This is a genomic window from Kitasatospora sp. NPDC033851, from assembly GCF_055576085.1.
The window spans coordinates 114,826-133,095 of sequence record NZ_JBVIRL010000012.1 but is presented as its reverse complement, the minus strand read 5'-3'; the positions used below and the strand labels follow the sequence as shown (position 1 = coordinate 133,095).

Annotated in this window: 13 protein-coding genes; 6 read left to right on the top strand and 7 right to left on the bottom strand. The window is 74.9% G+C overall.

Annotated elements, in window-relative coordinates:
- Window positions 1–154: 154 nt before the first annotated feature.
- The 3 genes from ACZ51D_RS23235 (at window position 155) to ACZ51D_RS23225 (ending at window position 3,519) form a co-directional block, all read left to right on the top strand.
- Window positions 155–1,687, top strand: a complete 1,533-nt coding sequence (locus tag ACZ51D_RS23235; RefSeq protein ID WP_465617993.1) for a flavin monoamine oxidase family protein — start codon at window positions 155–157, stop codon at window positions 1,685–1,687.
- Window positions 1,684–3,042 (top strand): glutamate-cysteine ligase family protein, encoded by a 1,359-nt coding sequence (locus ACZ51D_RS23230; protein WP_465663433.1) that lies wholly within the window; start codon window positions 1,684–1,686, stop codon window positions 3,040–3,042. Before ACZ51D_RS23235 ends, ACZ51D_RS23230 begins: the two co-directional genes overlap by 4 nt.
- A 168-nt stretch (window positions 3,043–3,210) precedes the next feature.
- Window positions 3,211–3,519 carry a hypothetical protein gene (locus ACZ51D_RS23225; protein WP_465663432.1) on the top strand — a complete coding sequence of 103 codons (309 nt, stop codon included), beginning with the start codon at window positions 3,211–3,213 and terminating at the stop codon, window positions 3,517–3,519.
- On the opposite strand, the gene ACZ51D_RS23220 is transcribed toward ACZ51D_RS23225, so the two are convergent.
- From ACZ51D_RS23220 to ACZ51D_RS23205, 4 genes are all read right to left on the bottom strand, one after another.
- A complete protein-coding gene (locus ACZ51D_RS23220) occupies window positions 3,432–4,457 on the bottom strand; it encodes an AraC-like ligand-binding domain-containing protein (RefSeq protein WP_465617990.1) in 1,026 nt (341 codons plus the stop codon). The genes ACZ51D_RS23225 and ACZ51D_RS23220 overlap by 88 nt on opposite strands.
- Before the next feature lie 119 nt (window positions 4,458–4,576).
- Window positions 4,577–5,581: an alpha/beta hydrolase gene (locus ACZ51D_RS23215; RefSeq protein WP_465663431.1), complete on the bottom strand. Its 1,005-nt coding sequence runs from the start codon at window positions 5,579–5,581 to the stop codon at window positions 4,577–4,579.
- 69 nt (window positions 5,582–5,650) lie between these two features.
- On the bottom strand, window positions 5,651–6,619 hold the full coding sequence (locus ACZ51D_RS23210) for an AraC-like ligand-binding domain-containing protein (RefSeq protein ID WP_396287844.1): 969 nt from the start codon (window positions 6,617–6,619) through the stop codon (window positions 5,651–5,653).
- A gap of 132 nt (window positions 6,620–6,751) precedes the next feature.
- Complete coding sequence (locus tag ACZ51D_RS23205; protein ID WP_465663430.1) at window positions 6,752–9,490, bottom strand: ATP-binding protein; 2,739 nt, start codon at window positions 9,488–9,490, stop codon at window positions 6,752–6,754.
- Window positions 9,491–9,775: 285 nt separating this feature from the next.
- On the opposite strand from ACZ51D_RS23205, the gene ACZ51D_RS23200 reads away from it, so the two are divergent.
- From ACZ51D_RS23200 to ACZ51D_RS23190, 3 genes are all read left to right on the top strand, one after another.
- Window positions 9,776–11,836 carry a phosphocholine-specific phospholipase C gene (locus ACZ51D_RS23200; RefSeq protein WP_465663429.1) on the top strand — a complete coding sequence of 687 codons (2,061 nt, stop codon included), beginning with the start codon at window positions 9,776–9,778 and terminating at the stop codon, window positions 11,834–11,836.
- A gap of 125 nt (window positions 11,837–11,961) precedes the next feature.
- A complete protein-coding gene (locus ACZ51D_RS23195; protein ID WP_465617982.1) occupies window positions 11,962–13,170 on the top strand; it encodes an MFS transporter in 1,209 nt (402 codons plus the stop codon).
- Between the two features lie 128 nt (window positions 13,171–13,298).
- Window positions 13,299–14,033 carry a class I SAM-dependent methyltransferase gene (locus ACZ51D_RS23190; protein WP_465663428.1) on the top strand — a complete coding sequence of 245 codons (735 nt, stop codon included), beginning with the start codon at window positions 13,299–13,301 and terminating at the stop codon, window positions 14,031–14,033.
- 164 nt (window positions 14,034–14,197) lie between these two features.
- Here the strand turns inward: ACZ51D_RS23190 and ACZ51D_RS23185 are convergent, their stop codons facing one another.
- The 3 genes from ACZ51D_RS23185 to ACZ51D_RS23175 all read right to left on the bottom strand — a co-directional run bounded on the left by ACZ51D_RS23185 (window position 14,198) and on the right by ACZ51D_RS23175 (window position 18,231).
- Entirely contained in the window at window positions 14,198–15,298 is a 1,101-nt protein-coding gene (locus tag ACZ51D_RS23185; RefSeq protein ID WP_465617978.1) for a tryptophan 7-halogenase, read from the bottom strand.
- Window positions 15,295–17,286 (bottom strand): LodA/GoxA family CTQ-dependent oxidase, encoded by a 1,992-nt coding sequence (locus ACZ51D_RS23180; protein ID WP_465663427.1) that lies wholly within the window; start codon window positions 17,284–17,286, stop codon window positions 15,295–15,297. Before ACZ51D_RS23180 ends, ACZ51D_RS23185 begins: the two co-directional genes overlap by 4 nt.
- Window positions 17,287–17,469: 183 nt before the next feature.
- Window positions 17,470–18,231 carry an SDR family NAD(P)-dependent oxidoreductase gene (locus ACZ51D_RS23175; RefSeq protein ID WP_465617974.1) on the bottom strand — a complete coding sequence of 254 codons (762 nt, stop codon included), beginning with the start codon at window positions 18,229–18,231 and terminating at the stop codon, window positions 17,470–17,472.
- Window positions 18,232–18,270: the final 39 nt, after the last annotated feature.

The following is an 18,270-nucleotide window of genomic DNA, read 5'->3' as shown; positions in this document are numbered from 1 at the left end:
ACAGACGGGCCCTCCCTGCGATCCGGGCCGGTCCGATCGGGCACGGAACCTCCCCGCGGCCTGCCCGTCACTCGCATCGGTGCCGCGAACTGGCACCCGAACGACGCCTGGCCGAGGCTGGGGCCGGGTCCCCCTTCTGACGGGTTCGGTGCCGATGTTCGATACCAGCTTTGCGTTCCCGCGTTCCCTGCTGCGGCCGGTGGGCGGCGCCCGGGGCCGGGTCGCCGTGGTCGGATCGGGCATCGCCGGACTGGTGTGCGCACACGAGCTGCAGCGCCGCGGCTTCGACGTCGTCGTGTACGAGCGGGCGAACCGGCCCGGCGGGCGGGTGCGGACCCACCGGTTCTGGGACGGCACGCACGTGGACCTGGGCGCCATGCGCATCCCGGGCAACCACCACTGCGTGCTGCACTACGTCTCCGGGTTCGGGCTGGCGACCCGCCCGTTCGTCAACGCCAACCCGCGCGCCTTCTACCATCTGCGCGGTCGCCGGGTCCGGGTGCAGGACGTGGCCTCGCTGTTCCCCTCGTACGCGCTGCGCCCGGCCGAACGGCAGGCACCGGCACCCCTGCTGGACCACCTGCTCGGCTCGGTGTGGCGCACCTTCACCGTCGAGCAGCAGCGCCGCATCCTGGAGGGCCACTGGGACGACCCGGCGCTGGAACGGGCAGCCTCGGTGTCGCTGTGGCAGTTCGTGCACGAGCACGTGTCGCAGGACGCCTGGGAGCTCTTCGGACACGCCAGCGGCCTCGCACACTACGAGCAGTCCTCGCTGCTGGAGGTGCTGGTCGACTACTTCGGCCTGTTCCACAGCGGGCAGGTCGAGCTGGTCGACGGGCTGGACGCGCTGGTCCACGCCTTCGTCCGGTCCCTGCGCCCCGGCACGCTGCGGCTCTCCACCCGGATCGACGAGATCGCGCTGACCGCGGACGGCGTCCGGATCGGCGGCCGGCGGATCGGCGCCCGGCTGCGCGACCACGCCGACTACGTGGTGTGCTGCGTCCCGGCGCCCGCGCTCGACCAGATCACCGTCACCCCGGGCCTGCCGCCCGCCCAGCGGCACGCCGTCCGCGGCATCAGCTACGCGAGCAGCGTCAAGACCGTCCTGCACCTCACCCGCCGGCGCTGGGAGCTGGAGGACGACATCCACGGCGGCGGCAGCTTCACCGACCTGCCGATCCAGCAGGTCTGGTACCCGTCGGACAACGCGGTTCTCACCGAGGGCGGGGTCAACGGCAGCTCCGGCCCGAGCTGGGGCCCGCGCGACCCCCTGCGCTCCGCGGACCCGGCCGCCCTGCTCGGCGCGTACCTGTGGGGCGCCAACGCCCGGCGCTTCGCCGCGCTGCCGGTCGCGGACCGGGACGCGCTGGTGCTGGACTGCCTGGAGAAGCTCCACCCGGGCATCACCGGGGACGTGGACGACATCGTGCACTGCGACTGGGACGTGCAGACCGGCATGGGCGGCGGCGCCTTCGCCCACCTGGCGCCCGGCGAGCACACCCGCTACCTGAGCGTGCTCGGCTCCCCGCACCCGGTGGAGCAGCCGCGGATCTTCTTCGCCGGCGAGCACCTGTCCGGCGCCCACGCCTGGTGCCAGGGCGCCGCGCAGTCCGCCCTGGACGCGGTGAGCACGCTGCTCGACCGCGCCGGACACCCCCGGATCGCCGCCCGGGTGGGCACGGCGTGACCGGCCCGCACGCCGGCCGGGCGCTGGAACGGGCCGAGCTGCTGGCCCCGTTCCGGCCCGCCCGCGGCGAGCGGGTCGGCCTCGAGGTCGAGTGCGGCCTGCTCGACCCGGCCACCGGGCTGGCCGCCCGCTACTTCGGCCCGCGCGGCGTGCTGGCCGTCCTGGAGGAGGTGCTCGCCCGGTGGGGCGGCGAGCGGCTGGCGGACGCCGGACGGCTGACCGGCGTCCGCCTCCCGGACGGCAGCCTGATCACCCTGGAGCACGGCGGCCAGATCGAGTACTCCTCGGCCCCCGTCCCGAGCGTCGCCGAGGCCGTGGCCGACATGCGCACCGCCCTGGAGCGACTCGCCGAACCGGCCGGCCGGTTCGGCCTCGCCCTGGTGCCCGGCGCCAACCTGCCCTTCGACCGGCTGCGCGACATGCGGTGGGTGCCGATGAGCCGGGGCGCCATCATGCGGGACCACTTCGCCGGGCTGGGCACGGCGGGCAGCCGGGCCCGGTACGTCATGGCGCTGTCGCTGTCCACCCAGGTCACCCTGGACTACCTCTCCCCCGAGGACTTCACCCAGAAGCTGCGGATGCAGATGGCCGCCGCCCCGGTGGTCTCCGCACTGCTCGTCAACTCGCCGATCCAGGAAGGCCGGTGCGATGGACTGCTGTCGAACCGGTGCTGGGCCTGGCTGCGGATGGACCCGTACCGCAGCGGCGTGCTGCCGCCCGCGCTGCGCCCCGACGTCACCGCCGACGACGTGGTCGACTGGGCGCTCGGCATCCCCCTGATCCACTACCGCACCCCGGACGGCCGCTACCACCCGGCGCCGCCCGGCCGCACCTTCGCCGAACTCCTCCGGGACGGCTACGGGGACGGTTCGCGGCCGACTGCGGACCACTGGGCCGCCCACCTCGACCAGCTGTGGACCAACACCCGGGTCCGCCGCACCCTGGAGCTGCGCGCCGCGGACGGACCGCCGTACCCGTTCGTCGCCGCCGTCCCCGCGCTGTGGGCGGGGCTGACCTACCACCCCGAATCCCGCGCCGCCGCCTGGGAGTTGCTCGGCCGCTACACCCTGCGCGAGCACCGGGCCGCCCTCGCGGAACTCCCCGCCCGGGGCCTGGCCACCCGCCTCGGCGGCGACCCGGTCCGCCCACTGGCCGTCGAACTTCTCCGCCTCGCCAGGGCCGGCCTGGCCGCCCGCGTCGCGGCGGACCTCGAGCCGCCGCACGTCCTCGGCTACCTGGACCCGCTGGACGAGATCGCCGCCACCGGCCGGACCTTCGCCGAGCGGTGCCTGCGGCGCTGGCACGGCGACCTCGGCGGCGACCCCGCCCGCTACGTCGCCGCGTACCGGGTCTGAACGCCCGGGGCCGGGCCGGCGTCCGCCCGCCGTCAGCGGTCCGTCATCGGGTCGTCAGCAGTTCGTCAGCGGAGCGTCAGCAGCCCGTCAATCCGGGCCCCGGCCCGGCCGAACCGGGGGAAGCTGGACGTCCCTGCAGGTCCGCAGGCCGTACCGGAGGTGAGCCGCATGTCCGTCAGCGCAGCGTTCCATTCCGCCGTCCCCGACGTCCGCCGCCGGAGCCGCACCCTGCGCGCCGCGCTCTCCCGGGGCCTGCAGCGGGTCCTGGAGCGCCTGGCCGCCAGCCCGCTCGACAACTCCGTCCTCGGCGCCATCGGCGCACCCCGACCGCCCCGCCCGCACACCGCGTCCCGTCCCGACGGCTCACCCCGACGACTCGACCCGACGGTTCACACCGCGATGCCGTACCCGGACGGGCCGAGCGGCGCGGGGGCGGCGCCGACGCCGCCGCCGGACGTAAGGCCCGTCCCGGCGTAGGCCTGCCACTCGCGCGGGGAGACCCCGTAGGCGGCCCGGAACGCCCGGCTGAAGTGACTGGCGCTCACGAAGCCCCAGCGGCCCGCCACCGCCGCCACGGTGACCCGGCCCGCCGTCCGGCGGGCGAGGTCACGGCGGCACAGGTCCAGCCGCTGGCGCTGGATCCAGCGGGCCACCGTCACCCCCTCGAAGCGGAACAGCTTGTGCAGGTACCGCACCGACACGTGGTGGGCGGCCGCGATCCGCTCCGGCGACAGGTCCGGGTCCCCGAGGTGGCGCATGATGTGGTCCTTCACCCGGGCCAGGGTGGCCAGGGCCGCCTCCGGTGCCTCCGGCCCGGACCGGCCGCGGCGCTCGTGGGCGAGCACCGCGAGCAGGTCGAGCGCCGTGATGGCGAGCCAGGACGCCAGGTGCGGTTCCATCGAGCCGGCCGAGCGGGAGAGGCACTCCAGGTACGCGGCCACCAGCCGGGCGGTGCCGTCGGCGCTGTCGAAGGCCGTCGCGGTCAGCACCCGCAGGTCGTCCTCCGAGACGCCCACGGCCGAGCGCGGCCAGTGGAACGCCGTGAAGGCGAAGGGCTCCGGCAGCTCCTTGGCGAACGGCCGCCCGGCGTCGGAGACCGCGAAGGTGCCCGGCCGCAGCTCGACCCGGTGGCCGTCCTGGACCAGGCGGGCGGTGCCGCGGTGCTGGAGCGCCAGTGTGAGGTGGTCCTCCCCGCCGCGGGCGATCAGCCCCGCGCTGCGCTCGACCCGCTGCGGCCCGGCCTCCACCAGGGAGACCTGCAGGTCGCCCAGGCGGTGGCTGGTGATCGTCGCGGGCGCGGGCGCGCCGTCGAGCAGCTCCACGTCGAGCGGGATGAAGGTACGGGAGACGGCCTCGCGCCAGTACTCCGCGCGGTCGGCGGACGGTACTCCGGTGGTGTCGAGGACGACGGACATCGGTGCTCCTCAGGCTGCTGTCGGCCGGACCGGCCAGGTCCGGCCGGGTGGTGTCGCGGTGTCGGAACGGGAGAGCGGGAAGGACGCGGCGTCCCGGCCCGGCGGGCTCGGGGCCGGGGTCACCACGACCGGCTGTGCAGGGCCACGTGCACGGTGTCGACGACCTGGATCAGCGCGGCCCGGGCGGTGCCGGTGGGGCAGTGCCCGGCGAGCAGCAGGAAACCGTGCACCGCGCCCTGGTAGCGCATCGCCACCACCGGGACGCCCGCCGCGCGGAGCCGGGCCGCGTAGGCCTCGCCCTCGTCCCGCAGCACGTCGGCCTCGGCGGTGACCACGAGCGCCGGGGGGAGCCCGGCGAGCTGGTCCAGGGACGCGCGCAGCGGCGCGGCGGTCGCCTCGCCCCGCCGGCGCAGCTCCGGCAGGTAGTCGTCCCAGAACCGGCGCATGTGGTCGCGGTGCAGGAAGTAGCCCGTCGCGTACCGGCGGTAGGACGGGGTGTCGAAGTCGGCGTCGGTCACCGGGCACAGCAGCACCTGCTGGACCAGCCGGACGTCCCCGCGCTGCCGGGCCAGCAGGGTCAGCGCCGCCACCAGGTTGGCCCCCGCGGAGTCGCCGACGGCGGCGATGCGGCGCCCCTCCAGCCCGATCTCGTGGCCGTGCGCGTGGATCCACCGGGCCACCTCGTAGCACTGCTCGACGGCCACCGGGTAGCGGGCCGCGGGCGAGCGGGCGTAGTCCACGTACACCACGGCGGCATCGGTGCCCAGGGCGAACTCCCGGACCAGCCGGGCGTAGCAGGCCGCGTCGCCGAGCGACCAGCCGAGGCCGGGCAGGAACAGCACCACGGGGCTCGGGCCCACGGCGTCCGCGGGTCTGGTCACCTGGACGTGCACCCGTCCGGCCGGTCCGCAGGGCAGGGCGAGCCACTCCGTCGAGGTGCCGTGCGGGTCGTCCGGGTCCTCGTCCGGGTCCTCGTGCGGGCCGCCGGTCGGGACACGCTCGGGGGTGAGGAAGGAGAGGTCCGGCAGTTCCGTCGCGGACCGGCCGGCCCGGGCGTCCAGGAACTCCTGGAGTACCCGGTCGAGCACCGGGTGCCGGTCGGGCAGGGGGGTGGGGTCGGGCAACTCTTCGCTCCTGGCTTCGGTCGGTGGGCGGCGCGGCGGCCGCGTGCGCGGCGGCGGTCCGGCGGCTCGTCAACCGGCATCGCGGTGCGGCGGTTCGCGCCACTCCCGGGGAGAGACACCGTACGCGGCGCGGAAGGTCCGGCTGAAGTGCGCCGGGTTGACGAAGCCCCAGCGCTGGGCGACGGCCGAGACCGTGGGCGTGGTGCGGCCGCGCCGGGCCAGCTCGCGGGCGCACGCCGCCAGGCGGCGCTGCTGGATGAGCCGGCTCACCGTCACGCCCTCGCCCTCGAAGATCCGGTGCAGGTAGCGCACGGAGATGTGGTGGGCCTGCGCGATCCGTTCGGGCACCAGCTCGGGGTCGGCCAGGTGGTGGTCGATGTACTCGCGCACCCGACGGACCAGGTGCGCGTTCGGGGCGTCCGGCTCCTCCGGCCGGGCTCCGACCAGCTGGACCACGAGCGCGCTCAGCAGGTCCGCGACGCTGCCCGCCAGCCGGTCGCCGACCGGGGCCGGGTAGGAGTGCGCGGAGGCGGCGAGGACGGCGAGGAACGGCAGGAGCACCGGTCCGCAGCCCTCCGTGGGGCCGACGGCCGTCGCCGCCGCCTGCCGCAGGTCCCGCTCCGGCACGCCCAGCAGCCGGCGCGGCAGGTGGAACAGGTGGGTGCGGAAGCGCTCCGGGTAGTCGACGGCGTACGGACGCGCCGTGTCGTACACCACAAGCCCGCCCGGCGGCACCTCCGCCCGGCGCCCGTCCTGCTCCAGGACGGCCCGGCCCGTCTCCTGCACGCCGATCGCGACCTGCGGCTCGCCGTACGGGGCCCGCTTGATCAGGGCCGCCGTGCGGGAGAGCCGGGCGGCGTCTGCCTCCAGGGTGGAGATCCGCAGGTAGCCGAGCCGGTGGGACACCAGGAGTCCGTCGAAGGGCCGCCCGGTGCGCGGGTGCACCTCCACCGGGACCATCGCCCGGGACACCGCCCCGGTCCAGTACGCCGTCTTGTCCTCGTCCGCGACCGAAGCGGTCGTCACCCGCACACCCATCTGACCGCCCTTCCGCCGAATTCCCTGCGCGGTCCCAGCCTGGGGCGCGGGCGCGGCGGCCCGTTAGGTCATCTGACTGTCCTTTCGGGCAGCATGTGCCGCGCGGCCGGGCAGCGACCGCCGGGAAGGACGTCAGCGCAGGTCAGTGGCGTTGTCGAGGGCGTGGGCGAGCGCGGCCCGCGAGGTGATGCCGAGCTTCGGGAAGATCTTGTAGAGGTGGGCCGCGACGGTGCGGGGCGACAGCAGGAGCCGGCGGCCGATCTCCTTGTTGGTCAGCCCGGTCGCGGCGAGCCGGGCTATCCGCAGCTCCTGGCCGGTGAGACCGGGCGATTCCGCGGCCGGTGCGCCGGGCGGCGGTGCCACCGGGTCGCCGGCGGCCCGCAGCTCCTCCTCGCAGCGCCGGGCCCAGGGGTCCGCCTGGAGACGGCGGAACACGTGGTGGGCGGCGCGCAGCGGTTCCCGGGCGCCGGGCCGGTGGCGGCGGCGCAGCCACGAGCCGTGGGCGAGCCGCAGCCGGGCGAGGTCGAACGCCCACTGCTCCGCGCCGGGGACGGCGTACGCGGCGCGGTAGCCGGCGTCGGCTTCGTCGTCCCCGGCGGCCACGGCGGTGGCGGCCGCGCACAGGAAGGCGTGGCGGTCGGAGATCTCCGCGGAATGGGCCGCCCGGCCGGCGGCGAGGTGGGCCCGGGCCTCCTCGTGCCGGCCGGTGTGCACGGCGGCCGTGACCAGGTCGAGGACCAGGGCATGGCGCCAGGGCGGGCCGCCGGGCAGCCGCCCGGGCGGGGTGAGCTCGGAGAAGTGGGCGTACGCCTCCTCGTGGCGCCCGTGGGCGAGCGCGGCCAGTCCGCGCAGGTGGGTCAGGCGGTCGAGGACGTACCGCATCCGGGCGCGGGTGGCGGTGGGCCGGATGGCCTGCTCGACCTCCCGGAGCCCGGCCTCGTCGCCACGGCCGGCCAGGAAGTGGGCGTAGTACTGGCGGAACATCAACGCGTTGGTGTGGTAACCGAGTTCGTCGGCGATCTCGGCTTCGCGCAGGCAGACGGCGGCCTGGTCCCAGTGGCCGAGCAGGAAGTCCTGGTGGCATTTGGCCTTGGCGATCGAGCCCTGGGAGGCGTAGCCGTGCAGCCCGGTGAAGCGCTGCCACAGGGAGCCCTCGGGGCAGTCGAGGGCCGAGGCGGTCCACAGCAGCAGCCAGGCGGCGCCGGCCTCCTGTTCCTCCGTCATCCGCTCGGCGACGGCCCGCAGGGTGGCGGCCGCGTCCGGGCCCGGGTCGGTCCAGGCCCGCAGGCACAGCCGGCCCGCCTCGGAGACCTCGTCCCGGTGCCGTTCCAGGGCCCGCCAGGCCCACGGGTCGTCCGTGTAGGTGGCGGCCAGGAGCAGTTTGAAGTAGGCCTGTTCGGTGATCCCGCCGAAGGTGTCGGCGCCCGGTGCGGTGAGCGCGTCGAGGGCCGCGGGCAGCAGGGCGGCGGAGGACTCGAAGTCGACGTGGTGACTCTGGTCGGCGTAGACCACCGCGTACGCGAACAGCGGGGCGACGTCATCCGGCACGGTGACGGTCTTCAGTTCCTCCACCAGGGACGCGGTGTGGCGCAGTTGCCCGCCGCGCGCCGACATCACCGCGGCCCAGGTGAGCCTGCGGACGCGGTCGCAGGAGCTGGGGCTGAGGACGGCGGCGCGTTCGAGCAGCAGCGCGCCCTCGGCGTCGCCGCCCCGGCGGGCGAGCTCCCGGCCGGCCTCCTGAAGGCGGTGGGCGAGGTCCTCGTCGGGCAGCAGCGCGGCGGACGCCTCGTGGACCAGTCGCCTCGGGTCGTCCGGCGCGAGGGCTTCGGACAGGGCCCGGTGGGCCTCGCGGCGCGCGGTGTCGGAGGCCGCGGCGACGACGGCGGTGCGGACCAGGGGGTGCCGGAAGACCAGCTGTCCGGCCGGGTCCAGCCGGGCCAGGCCGTCCGCCTCGATCCGGGCCAGGGCCTCCTGCGCGTTCCCGTCGGCGACGGCGCGCAGCCAGGCGCCGCTGCTGAACTCCGGGCCGGTGGCCAGGGCGCCGAGCAGCAGGAAGCGGCCGACCTCGGGCGTCATCGCGCCCAGCCGGTCGGCGAACATCCGCTCGAGCTTGCGCCCCAGCGGCAGCCGTTCCGGCAGCGGCGCGGTGCCCCGCTGCTGGGCGGCGGCGAGTTGGCGCGGCAGTTCCACCAGCGCCAGGGGGTTCCCGGCGGCCTCCGCCAGGACCCGGTCCCGGGCGGCCGCGGCGAGTTCGGGGTGGCAGGTGCCCAGCAGCAGGGCCGCGTCCGGGCGGGGCAGGGCGCGGACCTCGACGGCCTCGGCCGACCAGGTCTGCGCGGCCGGTCCGTCCGGGCGGCTGGCGCCGACGATCACCATCGGCAGTTCGGCGCAGCGCCGGTGGAGGAAGGCGAAGACGGTCGCGCTCGACGAGTCGATCCAGTGCAGGTCGTCCAGGAGCAGCAGCACGGGGGCGGTCCGCATCGCCTCCTCCAGCAGTGCCAGGGCGGCGGCGCCGACGGCGAAGCCGCTGGGGGTTCCGGAGCGGACGCCGAGCGCGCTCTCCAGGGCCTCCCGCTGGTGGTCGGAGAGGGCGCCGGAGCGCTGGAGCAGTGACCGGAAGGCCTGGTGCAGGGCGCCGAACGCGAGGTCCGTCTCCGCCTCGGCGCCGACGGCCCGCAGGACGGTGAAGCCCCGTTCGCGCGCGGCGCGCTCCACCCAGGACAGCAGGGTGGACTTGCCGACGCCGGGCTCGCCGCGCAGCAGCACCGTGGACCCGCTCGCGCCGTCCTCGGCCTGCACCAGGGCGGCGGTGAGCAGTTCCGTCTCCCGCTGCCGCCCGACCACGGCCGGGACCCGGCTGTCGTGCACCACTCTTCGTTCCCCTCGGGTCGGTCGGACGGACCGCCCGCCCCGGGGACCCAAGGCTAATGCCCGCCAGGACCTGCTGTGACCACACTGGGTGTGGCTCCGACCACACCCGGCGACGCGCCGCGACTCCCGGCACGGAGGGCCGCTGACGGAACGTGTTCAGACAACTCGAGGCGTTCGCCGGACGTACAACGGGCAGCCATGAACGGTCCGCCGGGCGGTACCCCACGGGCGCTGTCCTTGGGGTGCCGTCCTCCACCCTCGCGACACCCAGAGGTCATTCCACCCATGGCAGAGCTGAACCGTCGACGTTTCCTCCAACTCGCGGGCACCACAGCCGCGTTCACCACGCTGTCGCAGAGCATCGCGCGGGCCGCGGCGATCGCCCCGCAAGGCGCCACCGGCACCCTCCAGGACGTCGAGCACATCGTCGTCCTGATGCAGGAGAACCGTTCGTTCGACCACTACTTCGGCGCGATGAAGGGGGTCCGCGGCTTCGGCGACCCCCGCCCGGTGACCCTGCCGAGCGGCAAGTCGGTGTGGCACCAGACGGACAGCGCCAAGAAGGAGGTGCTGCCGTTCCGCCCCCAGGTGAACGACCTGGGCATGCAGTTCGTCCAGGACCTCAACCACGACTGGGCCGGCGGCCACAAGGCCTTCAACAACGGCAGGTACGACCAGTGGGTCCCCGCCAAGACGGCCACCACCATGGCCTACCTGACCCGCCAGGACATCCCGTTCCACTACGCGCTCGCCGACGCGTTCACCCTCTGCGACGCCTACCACTGCTCGTTCATCGGCTCCACCGACCCGAACCGCTACTACATGTGGACCGGCTACACCGGCAACGACGGCACCGGCGGCGGCCCGGTCCTCGGCAACCAGGAGGCCGGGTACGGCTGGACCACCTACCCCGAGCGGCTGGAGAAGGCCGGGGTCTCCTGGAAGGTCTACCAGGACATCGGCGACGGCCTGGACGCGGCGGGCTCCTGGGGCTGGATAGGCGACGCCTACCGCGGCAACTACGGCGACAACTCGCTGCTCTACTTCGACAACTACCGCAACGCCAAGCCCGGCGACCCGCTGTACGACAAGGCCCGCACCGGCACCGACGCCAAGGCGGGCGACGGCCTGTTCGACGTGCTGCGCCGCGACGTCCAGGCCGGCACGCTGCCGCAGATCTCCTGGATCGCCGCCCCCGAAGCGTTCACCGAGCACCCCAACTGGCCCGCGAACTACGGCGCCTGGTACGTCTCCCAGGTGCTGGACGCGCTCACCTCCAACCCCGACGTGTGGGCCCGCACGGCGCTGTTCATCACCTACGACGAGAACGACGGCTTCTTCGACCACGTCGTGCCGCCGTTCCCGCCCTCCTCCGCCTCCCAGGGCCTCTCGACGGTGTCGACCACGGCCGACTACTTCGCCGGGAACGCCGCCAACGCGGCCGGTCCGTACGGCCTCGGCCAGCGGGTGCCGATGCTGGTGGTCTCGCCCTGGAGCACCGGCGGCTACGCCTGCTCGGAGACCTTCGACCACACCTCGATCATCCGCTTCATGGAGCGCCGCTTCGGCGTGCTGGAGCCCAACATCTCGCCCTGGCGGCGCGCCATCTGCGGCGACCTGACCTCCGCCTTCGACTTCACCGCGTCGAACCCCGCCCCGGCCGCGCTGCCCTCCACGGCCGGCTACCTCCCGCCGGACCGCAACCGGCACCCCGACTACGTGCCCAGCCCGCCCGCCACCGGCACCATGCCGAAGCAGGAGCCCGGCACCAAGCCCACCCGCCCGCTCAAGTACGCCCCGTACGCGGACGGCGCGGCCGACACCGGCACCGGCAGGTTCCGCCTCACCCTCAGCGGCGGCGCGGCGGCCGGCGCCCAGTTCCTGGTGACCTCGCCCAACCGCACCGACGGGCCGTGGACCTACACCGCGGAGGCGGGCAAGTCGATCACGGACACCTGGAACACCAGCTACTCCAAGGGCGTCACCGACCTGACCGTCCACGGCCCCAACGGCTTCCTGCGCCGCTTCCGCAACCCCGGCAAGACCGCCGGGCCCGAGGTCACCGCGCGGCACAACCCGACCACCGGCAACCTCGACCTCACCCTGACCAACGCGGGCGCCGCCGACGTCGTCCTCACCGTCAGCAACGCCTACGGCGGCACCCCGCAGACCGTCACCGTCCGCCGGGGCGCGACGCTCGCGTACACCGTCGACCTCGGCGGCTGCCGCCACTGGTACGACGTCACCGTCACCTCCGCGGCGACCGCCGACTTCGTCCGCCGCCTGGCCGGCCACGTCGAGACCGGCGCCCCCGGCCTCTCGGACCCGGGCATCGTCACCTACTGATCCGGCTACCCCCCGCCCCGCCGCCACCGCCACCGACGCCGGCGGGGCGGCGGGCGGCGGCCATTCGGCGCAGCGCGCCCCCGCACCGCGCGGGCCCGGCCGGGCGGCGTGCCTATCGTGGGCGAATGACCGATCGTCGGACCGCCCGGCCTGCCGCGGGCCGCTTCGGCTACCTCGTGGCCGCCGCCGCCTTCGCCGTCTGCATGGCGGGCACCACACTGCCCACCCCGCTCTACGGGCTGTACCAGGACGAGATCGGCTTCTCCGAGCTGACGGTGACGGTCGTGTTCGCCGTGTACGCCTTCGGCGTCATCGGCGTCCTGCTGCTGGTCGGCAACGTCTCCGACACCATCGGGCGCCGCGTCGTCCTGCTCTTCGGACTCGGGTTCGCGGCCTGCAGCGCCGTCGTCTTCCTGGCGGCGGACAGCGTGCCGCTGCTGCTCCTGGGCCGGCTGCTGTCCGGCTTCTCGGCGGGCCTGTTCACCGGCACCGGCACCGCGTACGTGCTGGAGCTCGCCCCGCCCGGGCGGACTGCCCGCGCGGGCTTCGCCGCGACCGCCGCCAACATGGGCGGCCTCGGCTGCGGATCGCTGCTGTCCGGCGTGCTCGCCGAGTACGCGCCCGACCCGCTGGTCCTGCCGTTCGTCGTGCACCTGGTGCTGCTCGCCACGTCGTTCGTCCTCACCCTGTTCCTGCCGGAGACGGTCGCCGGGGCCCGCCCGCTGCGCACCGCCCGGCCCAACCGGCCGTCCCTGCCGCCGGAGGTCCGCCGGGTGTTCGTCCCGGCCGGGCTCGCCGCGTTCGCGGGCTTCTCCCTGCTGGGCGTCTTCACCTCGGTCAGCCCGGCCTTCCTCGCCGCCGGCCTGGGCATCCACAACCACGCGGTCGTCGGCCTGATCGTCTTCACGGCCTTCTTCGCCTCCACCCTGGGCCAGCTCCTGGTGCCCCGTCTCGGCACGGCCCGGGCGATCCCGCTGGGCTGCCTGGTGCTCATCGTCGGGCTCGCCCTGCTGGCCGTCTCCCTCGCCTGGACCACCCTCCCGCCGCTGGTGCTCAGCGCCCTGGTCGGCGGCGCGGGCCAGGGCATGGGCCTGCGCGGCGCCGTCGGCGAGGTCGCCGCGGCGAGCCCCGCCGAGCACCGCGGCGGGGCCCTGTCGGCGCTGTTCGTGGTCGCCTACTTCGGCATCTCGATCCCGGTCATCGGCGTGGGCCTGCTCACCGGGCCGGTCGGCCTGGCGCATGCCGGCCTGGTCTTCGCCGCCTGCATGGCCGCCCTGGCCGCCGTGTCCGGAACGTACCTGCTGCGCCAGGCCAGGGCCGGGGCCGGGGCCTGAGCCCGTGTGACGCCGGGGGCCGGCTTTGCGCCGGGAGGCCGTGTTGCGCCGACCGGTGCTTGCCGCCCGGGCCCGGGACCGATAGACACGGTCCCGACACTGTGTGTGACACCAGGAGGTCCCCGGCCATGAGCGTGACGAGTCGGTACCGGGACGCCTGGGAGGGCTTCTGGCGCGGTGCGCCCGAGGAGCCGGGCTCGGTGATCTGGGACGCGGAGCCGGCCCTCACGGCGGAACCCCACCTCGCGCTGTTCGCCCCCTACGTCACCGACCCGGGGCTGCCCGTGGTCGACCTGGGCTGCGGCAACGGCACCCAGACCCGCTTCCTGGCCGGCCACTTCGACCGCGTCCTCGGGGTCGACCTGTCCGCCGCCGCCCTCGACCTGGCCCGGCGCCGGGATCCGGCGACGCGGGCCGAGTTCGCGGCGCTGGACGCCACCGACGCCGAGGCCGTCCGGGCGCTCCACGACCGCCTCGGCGACGCCAACGTCTATCTGCGCGGTGTGATCCACCAGAGCGAACCGGCCGACCGCCGCCTGGTCGCCGACGCCGTCGCCACGCTGGTCGGCGCACGCGGCCGGGCCTTCCTCGTCGAGCTCGCCGAGGCGGCCAAGCAGGTCCTGGCCGACCTCGCCCACCACCCGGCCGGGCCGCCACCGAAGCTGCGCCCGGTCTTCGCCCACGGCCTCGCCCCTGCCGAGGTCGCCGACACGGCCCTCACCGAGCTCCTCGACACGGCCGGCCTCGCCGTGCTCGCCGTCGGCGACCTGCCGCTGATCACCACGGAGTCCGCCCCCGACGGCCACCGGATCGACCTCCCGGCCCGGTGGTTCGTCGTGGGCGCCCGGCCGGCCCGCCCCTGAGCCGGGCGGGCCGGCCGTCGGGCCGTCAGGCCGGGTGGGCCGCCGTCGGTTCCTTCTCCCGGCGGAGGAGGTCGTCGAATCAGACAACAGCCTTACCGCGAGCCTGGACGCCATGCACATGCAAGGCCAACGCGATCGAAATCGCAACTTCCTTTTGTTTTCACTTACTTGGGGTATACCTGCACCGCCACGCGAGGAGCGGCTCCCGATTGGCGCCGCTGCCAGAACGGGCTGTCCGGCCACCGCTGTTCGAGGGCGTAGTAGGCCGCGTGGTGGCGCCGGTAGGCGGCGGTGACGGCCGTGACGACATCGGTGTAGCCATCCAGCGCGTGCGGGTCGCCGTCGAGGTGGCCGTGCACGGCGGCTCCGGCGGCCTGACCGGTGTACAGGGCCGTCAGGATGCCCTGGGAGGACAGCGGGTCGAAGGCGGCCGCGGCGTCGCCGACGGCGGTCCAGCCGTCGCCGTGGACGCGGTCCAGGCGGACGGTGTGGGCGGGCGCCCTGGCGGGTGCGGGGAGCGTGCGGTGGGCGGCGGTACGGGCCGCGGTGGGGCCGGTGGCGGCCAGGCGCAGCCCGAAGGACCGGCTGTCCGGGCGGGCGGCGGGCAGGTCGGCGTCGGTGAAGAAGGCGACCAGCAGCCGGCCGCCGGGCAGCAGCGCGCTGTACCACCAGCCGTCGGGCGCGGCCTCGACGAGCGTGGTGGCGTCCGCGGTGTCGCGGGCGTCGAGGGTGAGGTACAGCGCCACGAGCCGGTCGCCGCGGACGCGTCGGGCGCCGTGGGTGGTGGCGATGGCGGCGCGCCGGCCGGTGGCGTCGACGAGGTGCCGGCAGCGGACCGTCCGGCCGGCCAGGGTGAGGGCCCACGAGCCGTCCTGGTGACGGGCGTCGGGGCGCACCACCGCCTCGCGGACGTCCACCCCCACCGCGCGGGCCGCCGCGCGCAGCCGCCGGTCGAAGAGTGCGCGGTCCAGGTGCCAGCCGGGGCCGTACGGGTCGTTGATGCTGTCGACGGTCCCGATGTCCTGGGCCCCCCAGGCGGACCGGTTGCCGTAGCAGGGCAGGTGCCCGGTGCCGGGGACGGTGTCGGCCACGCCGAGGTCGCGCAGCAGCATCCGGGCGACCGCCGGCAGCGCCTCGCCGACCGGTGGCGGGCCGCCGGGGGCGTGGGCGAGCAGCACCCTGCGCCCCCGGGCGGCCAGGGCGAGGGCGGCGGCCGCACCGGCCGGTCCGCCGCCCACCACCGCGACATCGTGGTCCGACGTCACGCGCCGCCCTCGGTCGGCGCGCCCTCGGTCGGCGCGCCGGCCTCCTCGCCGAAGGGGTCGAGCTTGTCGAAGTACCCGATGGTGACCTCCTCGGCCGAGAGCCCGGTGAGCGCGAGGACCTCGCCCGCCGCCTGCATGCTCAGGCTGTCGTGGGCGGCGGTCGCGGCGGGGACGTGGATGGCGCTCAGGTTGCGGGTGTCGGAGACGCCTTCGAGCGGGAAGCCGGGTACGGATTCGACCTGCATCCGCTCCGGGAAACGGCCGTCGCCGACGGTGTACGGGCGGACCTCGACGATGCCGAAGTGGTACCACTCGGCGACGGCCTGCTTGAGCTGCTGCTTGTAGTCGCCCTGGAGTCCGCGCAGCCAGGACGCGCGCTTGGCGAACGCCGCCTCGCGGCCGTCCTCCTCGACCCGGGTGATCTCCTTGTTGACGATCCGGTAGTCGCTCTCCTTGAGGACGTGGTTGGGCACCCGGGCCGGCCAGAAGGTGGGCAGGTAGGGGTCGTAGCGGGGGCCGAGCTGCTTGGCGGCTTCGTACCCCGAGCGGCAGCTGGCGGTGTCGGTCTGCCAGGGGACGGCCATCCAGCGGGTCAGGTCGCCGGGGCCCTGCTCGTGCAGGGGACCGTCCGGACCGAGCGCCCGGGCCTGGCTGAGCTTGTCGCCGTAGTCCGGTTCGGCGGTGCCCTCGGCGCGGTGGCGGATGCGCAGCGGTTCGCCGTACATGGTGGGGTGCCGGATCGGCCAGGTGACCTCGCAGCCGGGGTGGAAGGCGTCGGCGAGGCAGAAGTCGAGGGCGGCGCGGTCCAGCAGGGCGGGCTGGTCGGCGACGGGCGCGTCCTCCGGGCGCCGGGGGAAGCCCGGCCACGGCGTGGTGGTGAACTCGCCCTTCATCCAGGCGAGGAGGATCGCGTCCTGGGTCGGGGAGACGGTCATGTACTGCAGGACGGAGGTGGGGATGCTCTTCATGCCGTCGCCGTAGATCCACGGCCAGGGCATCGGGGAGATGCCGTCCCGCTTGGGGTCGCGCAGCGCGGTGTAGACCTGGCGGCGCAGTTCCTCGTGCGTGGGCGAGGGGTCGGCGAGCCTGGCGAGGTGGTCGGGGGCGAGGAAGTCCTGGGGGCCGCCGAAGCCGAAGTGGGCGGCGAACCCCTTGTTCACCCACTGGAGTTCGCAGAACCGCTGCAGGATCGGTTTGACGTCCCGCTCGAAGTTGACGGTCTTGGGCGGCGCCAGCGTCCCCTCGGTGACGAAGAGGTCGTACAGCAGGTCGTGGAGGGTGCGCACGGTCTTGACGTCGGGTGCGTAGTTCGGCGGGGCGACGACGACCCAGGCCGGGTCGACGCGCAGCGCGGTGCCGTCGATGGTCACGGTCGCGGTGACCGGGCCGTCGGAGGTGTCGTCGCACCAGCCGTCGTTGTTGCCGTACGAGACGAGCTCGCCGCCTTCGGGGTTGCGGGACGTGCCGACGCCGCCGAGCACGACCAGCCGGCCGTCCGGATCGCAGTGCATCCGGCCGAGCGGGACGGGCGCCCCGAGGAAGGAGCCGCCGGTGAACTCCACCTCCTGCTTGCTGCCCGCGACCAGGGTCTTGCGGCCGGGGTCGATGACCAGGCTCGCCCGGTCCTTGACGGCCGCGTTGCGCCGGGGCTCGGGCTGGTCCTTCATGTCGGGGATGTCGAGCGGGAGGCTGAACTCGTACCAGGCGGCCTTCTTGTTGGCGACGTGCACCGCCCACTCGATGCGCACCCGCGGGTCGTCGACCGTCAGCTCGCGGACGACCCTGCCGTCCGCGCCGTAGCCGTAGATCCGGAAGCGGGCGGCCTGCCGCTTGATCGCGCCCTGGTCGTCCTTGGAGAAGCCGGGCTGCTCGGCCGGCGGGTCCGGCACCTCCGGGCCGAGGAACCAGCCGTCGTCCCGAGTGCTGTTGCCGACCCGGGCGATGCCGATCGCGGGATGGATCCTGGCATAGGCGATGTCGTCGCTCAACGCGCTCTCCTCTGCTCGCACGGACGGGGCACGGCCGTCCGATGCCGCCCCCACCCCAGGGTCTTCGGTAGACGAACCACCGGAGTTGAGCACGCGCCCGGGTGAAGCGGTCGGACCGGAACGCGGAGCGAGCGCCGGACCGACGGGGAGGGCAGCGGGCCCACCACCGTCCGGCCCGGCGGGTCACTGCGCGGTCCAGCCGCCGTCCACGCCCAGTGCCTGGCCGGTGATGTAGGAGGCCTCGTCCGAGGCGAGCCAGAGGACGGCGGCGGCGACCTCCTCGGGGCGGCACAGCCTGCCCAGGGGGATGTTGCCCAGGTAGAACTCGTCGGCGCTCGGGCCGCGGTCGCGGCGGGCCTGTTCCAGCATCGGGGTCAGCACCGGCCCGGGGCAGACCGCGTTGACCCGGATGCCCCGGGGGCCGTAGTCGATGGCGCTGTTGCGGGTGAGGCCCACCACACCGTGCTTCGCCGCGGTGTACGGGGCCGCGTTGAGGTAGCCGACCAGGCCGGCGATCGAGGCGACGTTCACCACCGCGCCGCCGCCGTCCTGCCGGAGCATGGCCTGGATCTCGTACTTCATGGACAGCCAGACGCCCTGCAGGTTGGTGTCGGTGATCCGACGCCAGTCCTCCAGGTCGAACTCGTGCAACTGCCGCCCCGATCCGGGGACGCCCGCACTGTTGCAGGCGATGTCCAACCGGCCGTCGCGGGCGACCACCTCCTCGACCAGTGCGGCGACGTCGGACTCCCGGGTGACGTCGGCCGGCACGGCGAACGCCCGTCCGCCGGCCGCCTCGATCACGGAGACCGTCTCGGCCAGTGCCCCGGGCCTCCGCCCGGCGACCGTCACCCGGGCTCCGGCCGCCGCGAAGGCGACGGCGACGGCCCGGCCGATCCCGGTACCGCCGCCCGTCACCAGGACGGACCTGTCCTGAAAGCGCATCCCCGCGCCCCTCTTTCCGCTCGTGTTTCCTGGGTCGGC

Bases quoted from the DNA above. Each gene is read 5' to 3' on its own strand.
- ACZ51D_RS23235 (WP_465617993.1), top strand. From the start codon at position 155: ATGTTCGATACCAGCTTTGCGTTCCCGCGTTCCCTGCTGCGGCCGGTG.
- ACZ51D_RS23225 (WP_465663432.1), top strand. From the start codon at position 3,211: ATGTCCGTCAGCGCAGCGTTCCATTCCGCCGTCCCCGACGTCCGCCGC.
- ACZ51D_RS23220 (WP_465617990.1), bottom strand. From the start codon at position 4,457: ATGTCCGTCGTCCTCGACACCACCGGAGTACCGTCCGCCGACCGCGCG.
- ACZ51D_RS23210 (WP_396287844.1), bottom strand. From the start codon at position 6,619: ATGGGTGTGCGGGTGACGACCGCTTCGGTCGCGGACGAGGACAAGACG.
- ACZ51D_RS23200 (WP_465663429.1), top strand. From the start codon at position 9,776: ATGGCAGAGCTGAACCGTCGACGTTTCCTCCAACTCGCGGGCACCACA.
- ACZ51D_RS23195 (WP_465617982.1), top strand. From the start codon at position 11,962: ATGACCGATCGTCGGACCGCCCGGCCTGCCGCGGGCCGCTTCGGCTAC.
- ACZ51D_RS23190 (WP_465663428.1), top strand. From the start codon at position 13,299: ATGAGCGTGACGAGTCGGTACCGGGACGCCTGGGAGGGCTTCTGGCGC.
- ACZ51D_RS23175 (WP_465617974.1), bottom strand. From the start codon at position 18,231: ATGCGCTTTCAGGACAGGTCCGTCCTGGTGACGGGCGGCGGTACCGGG.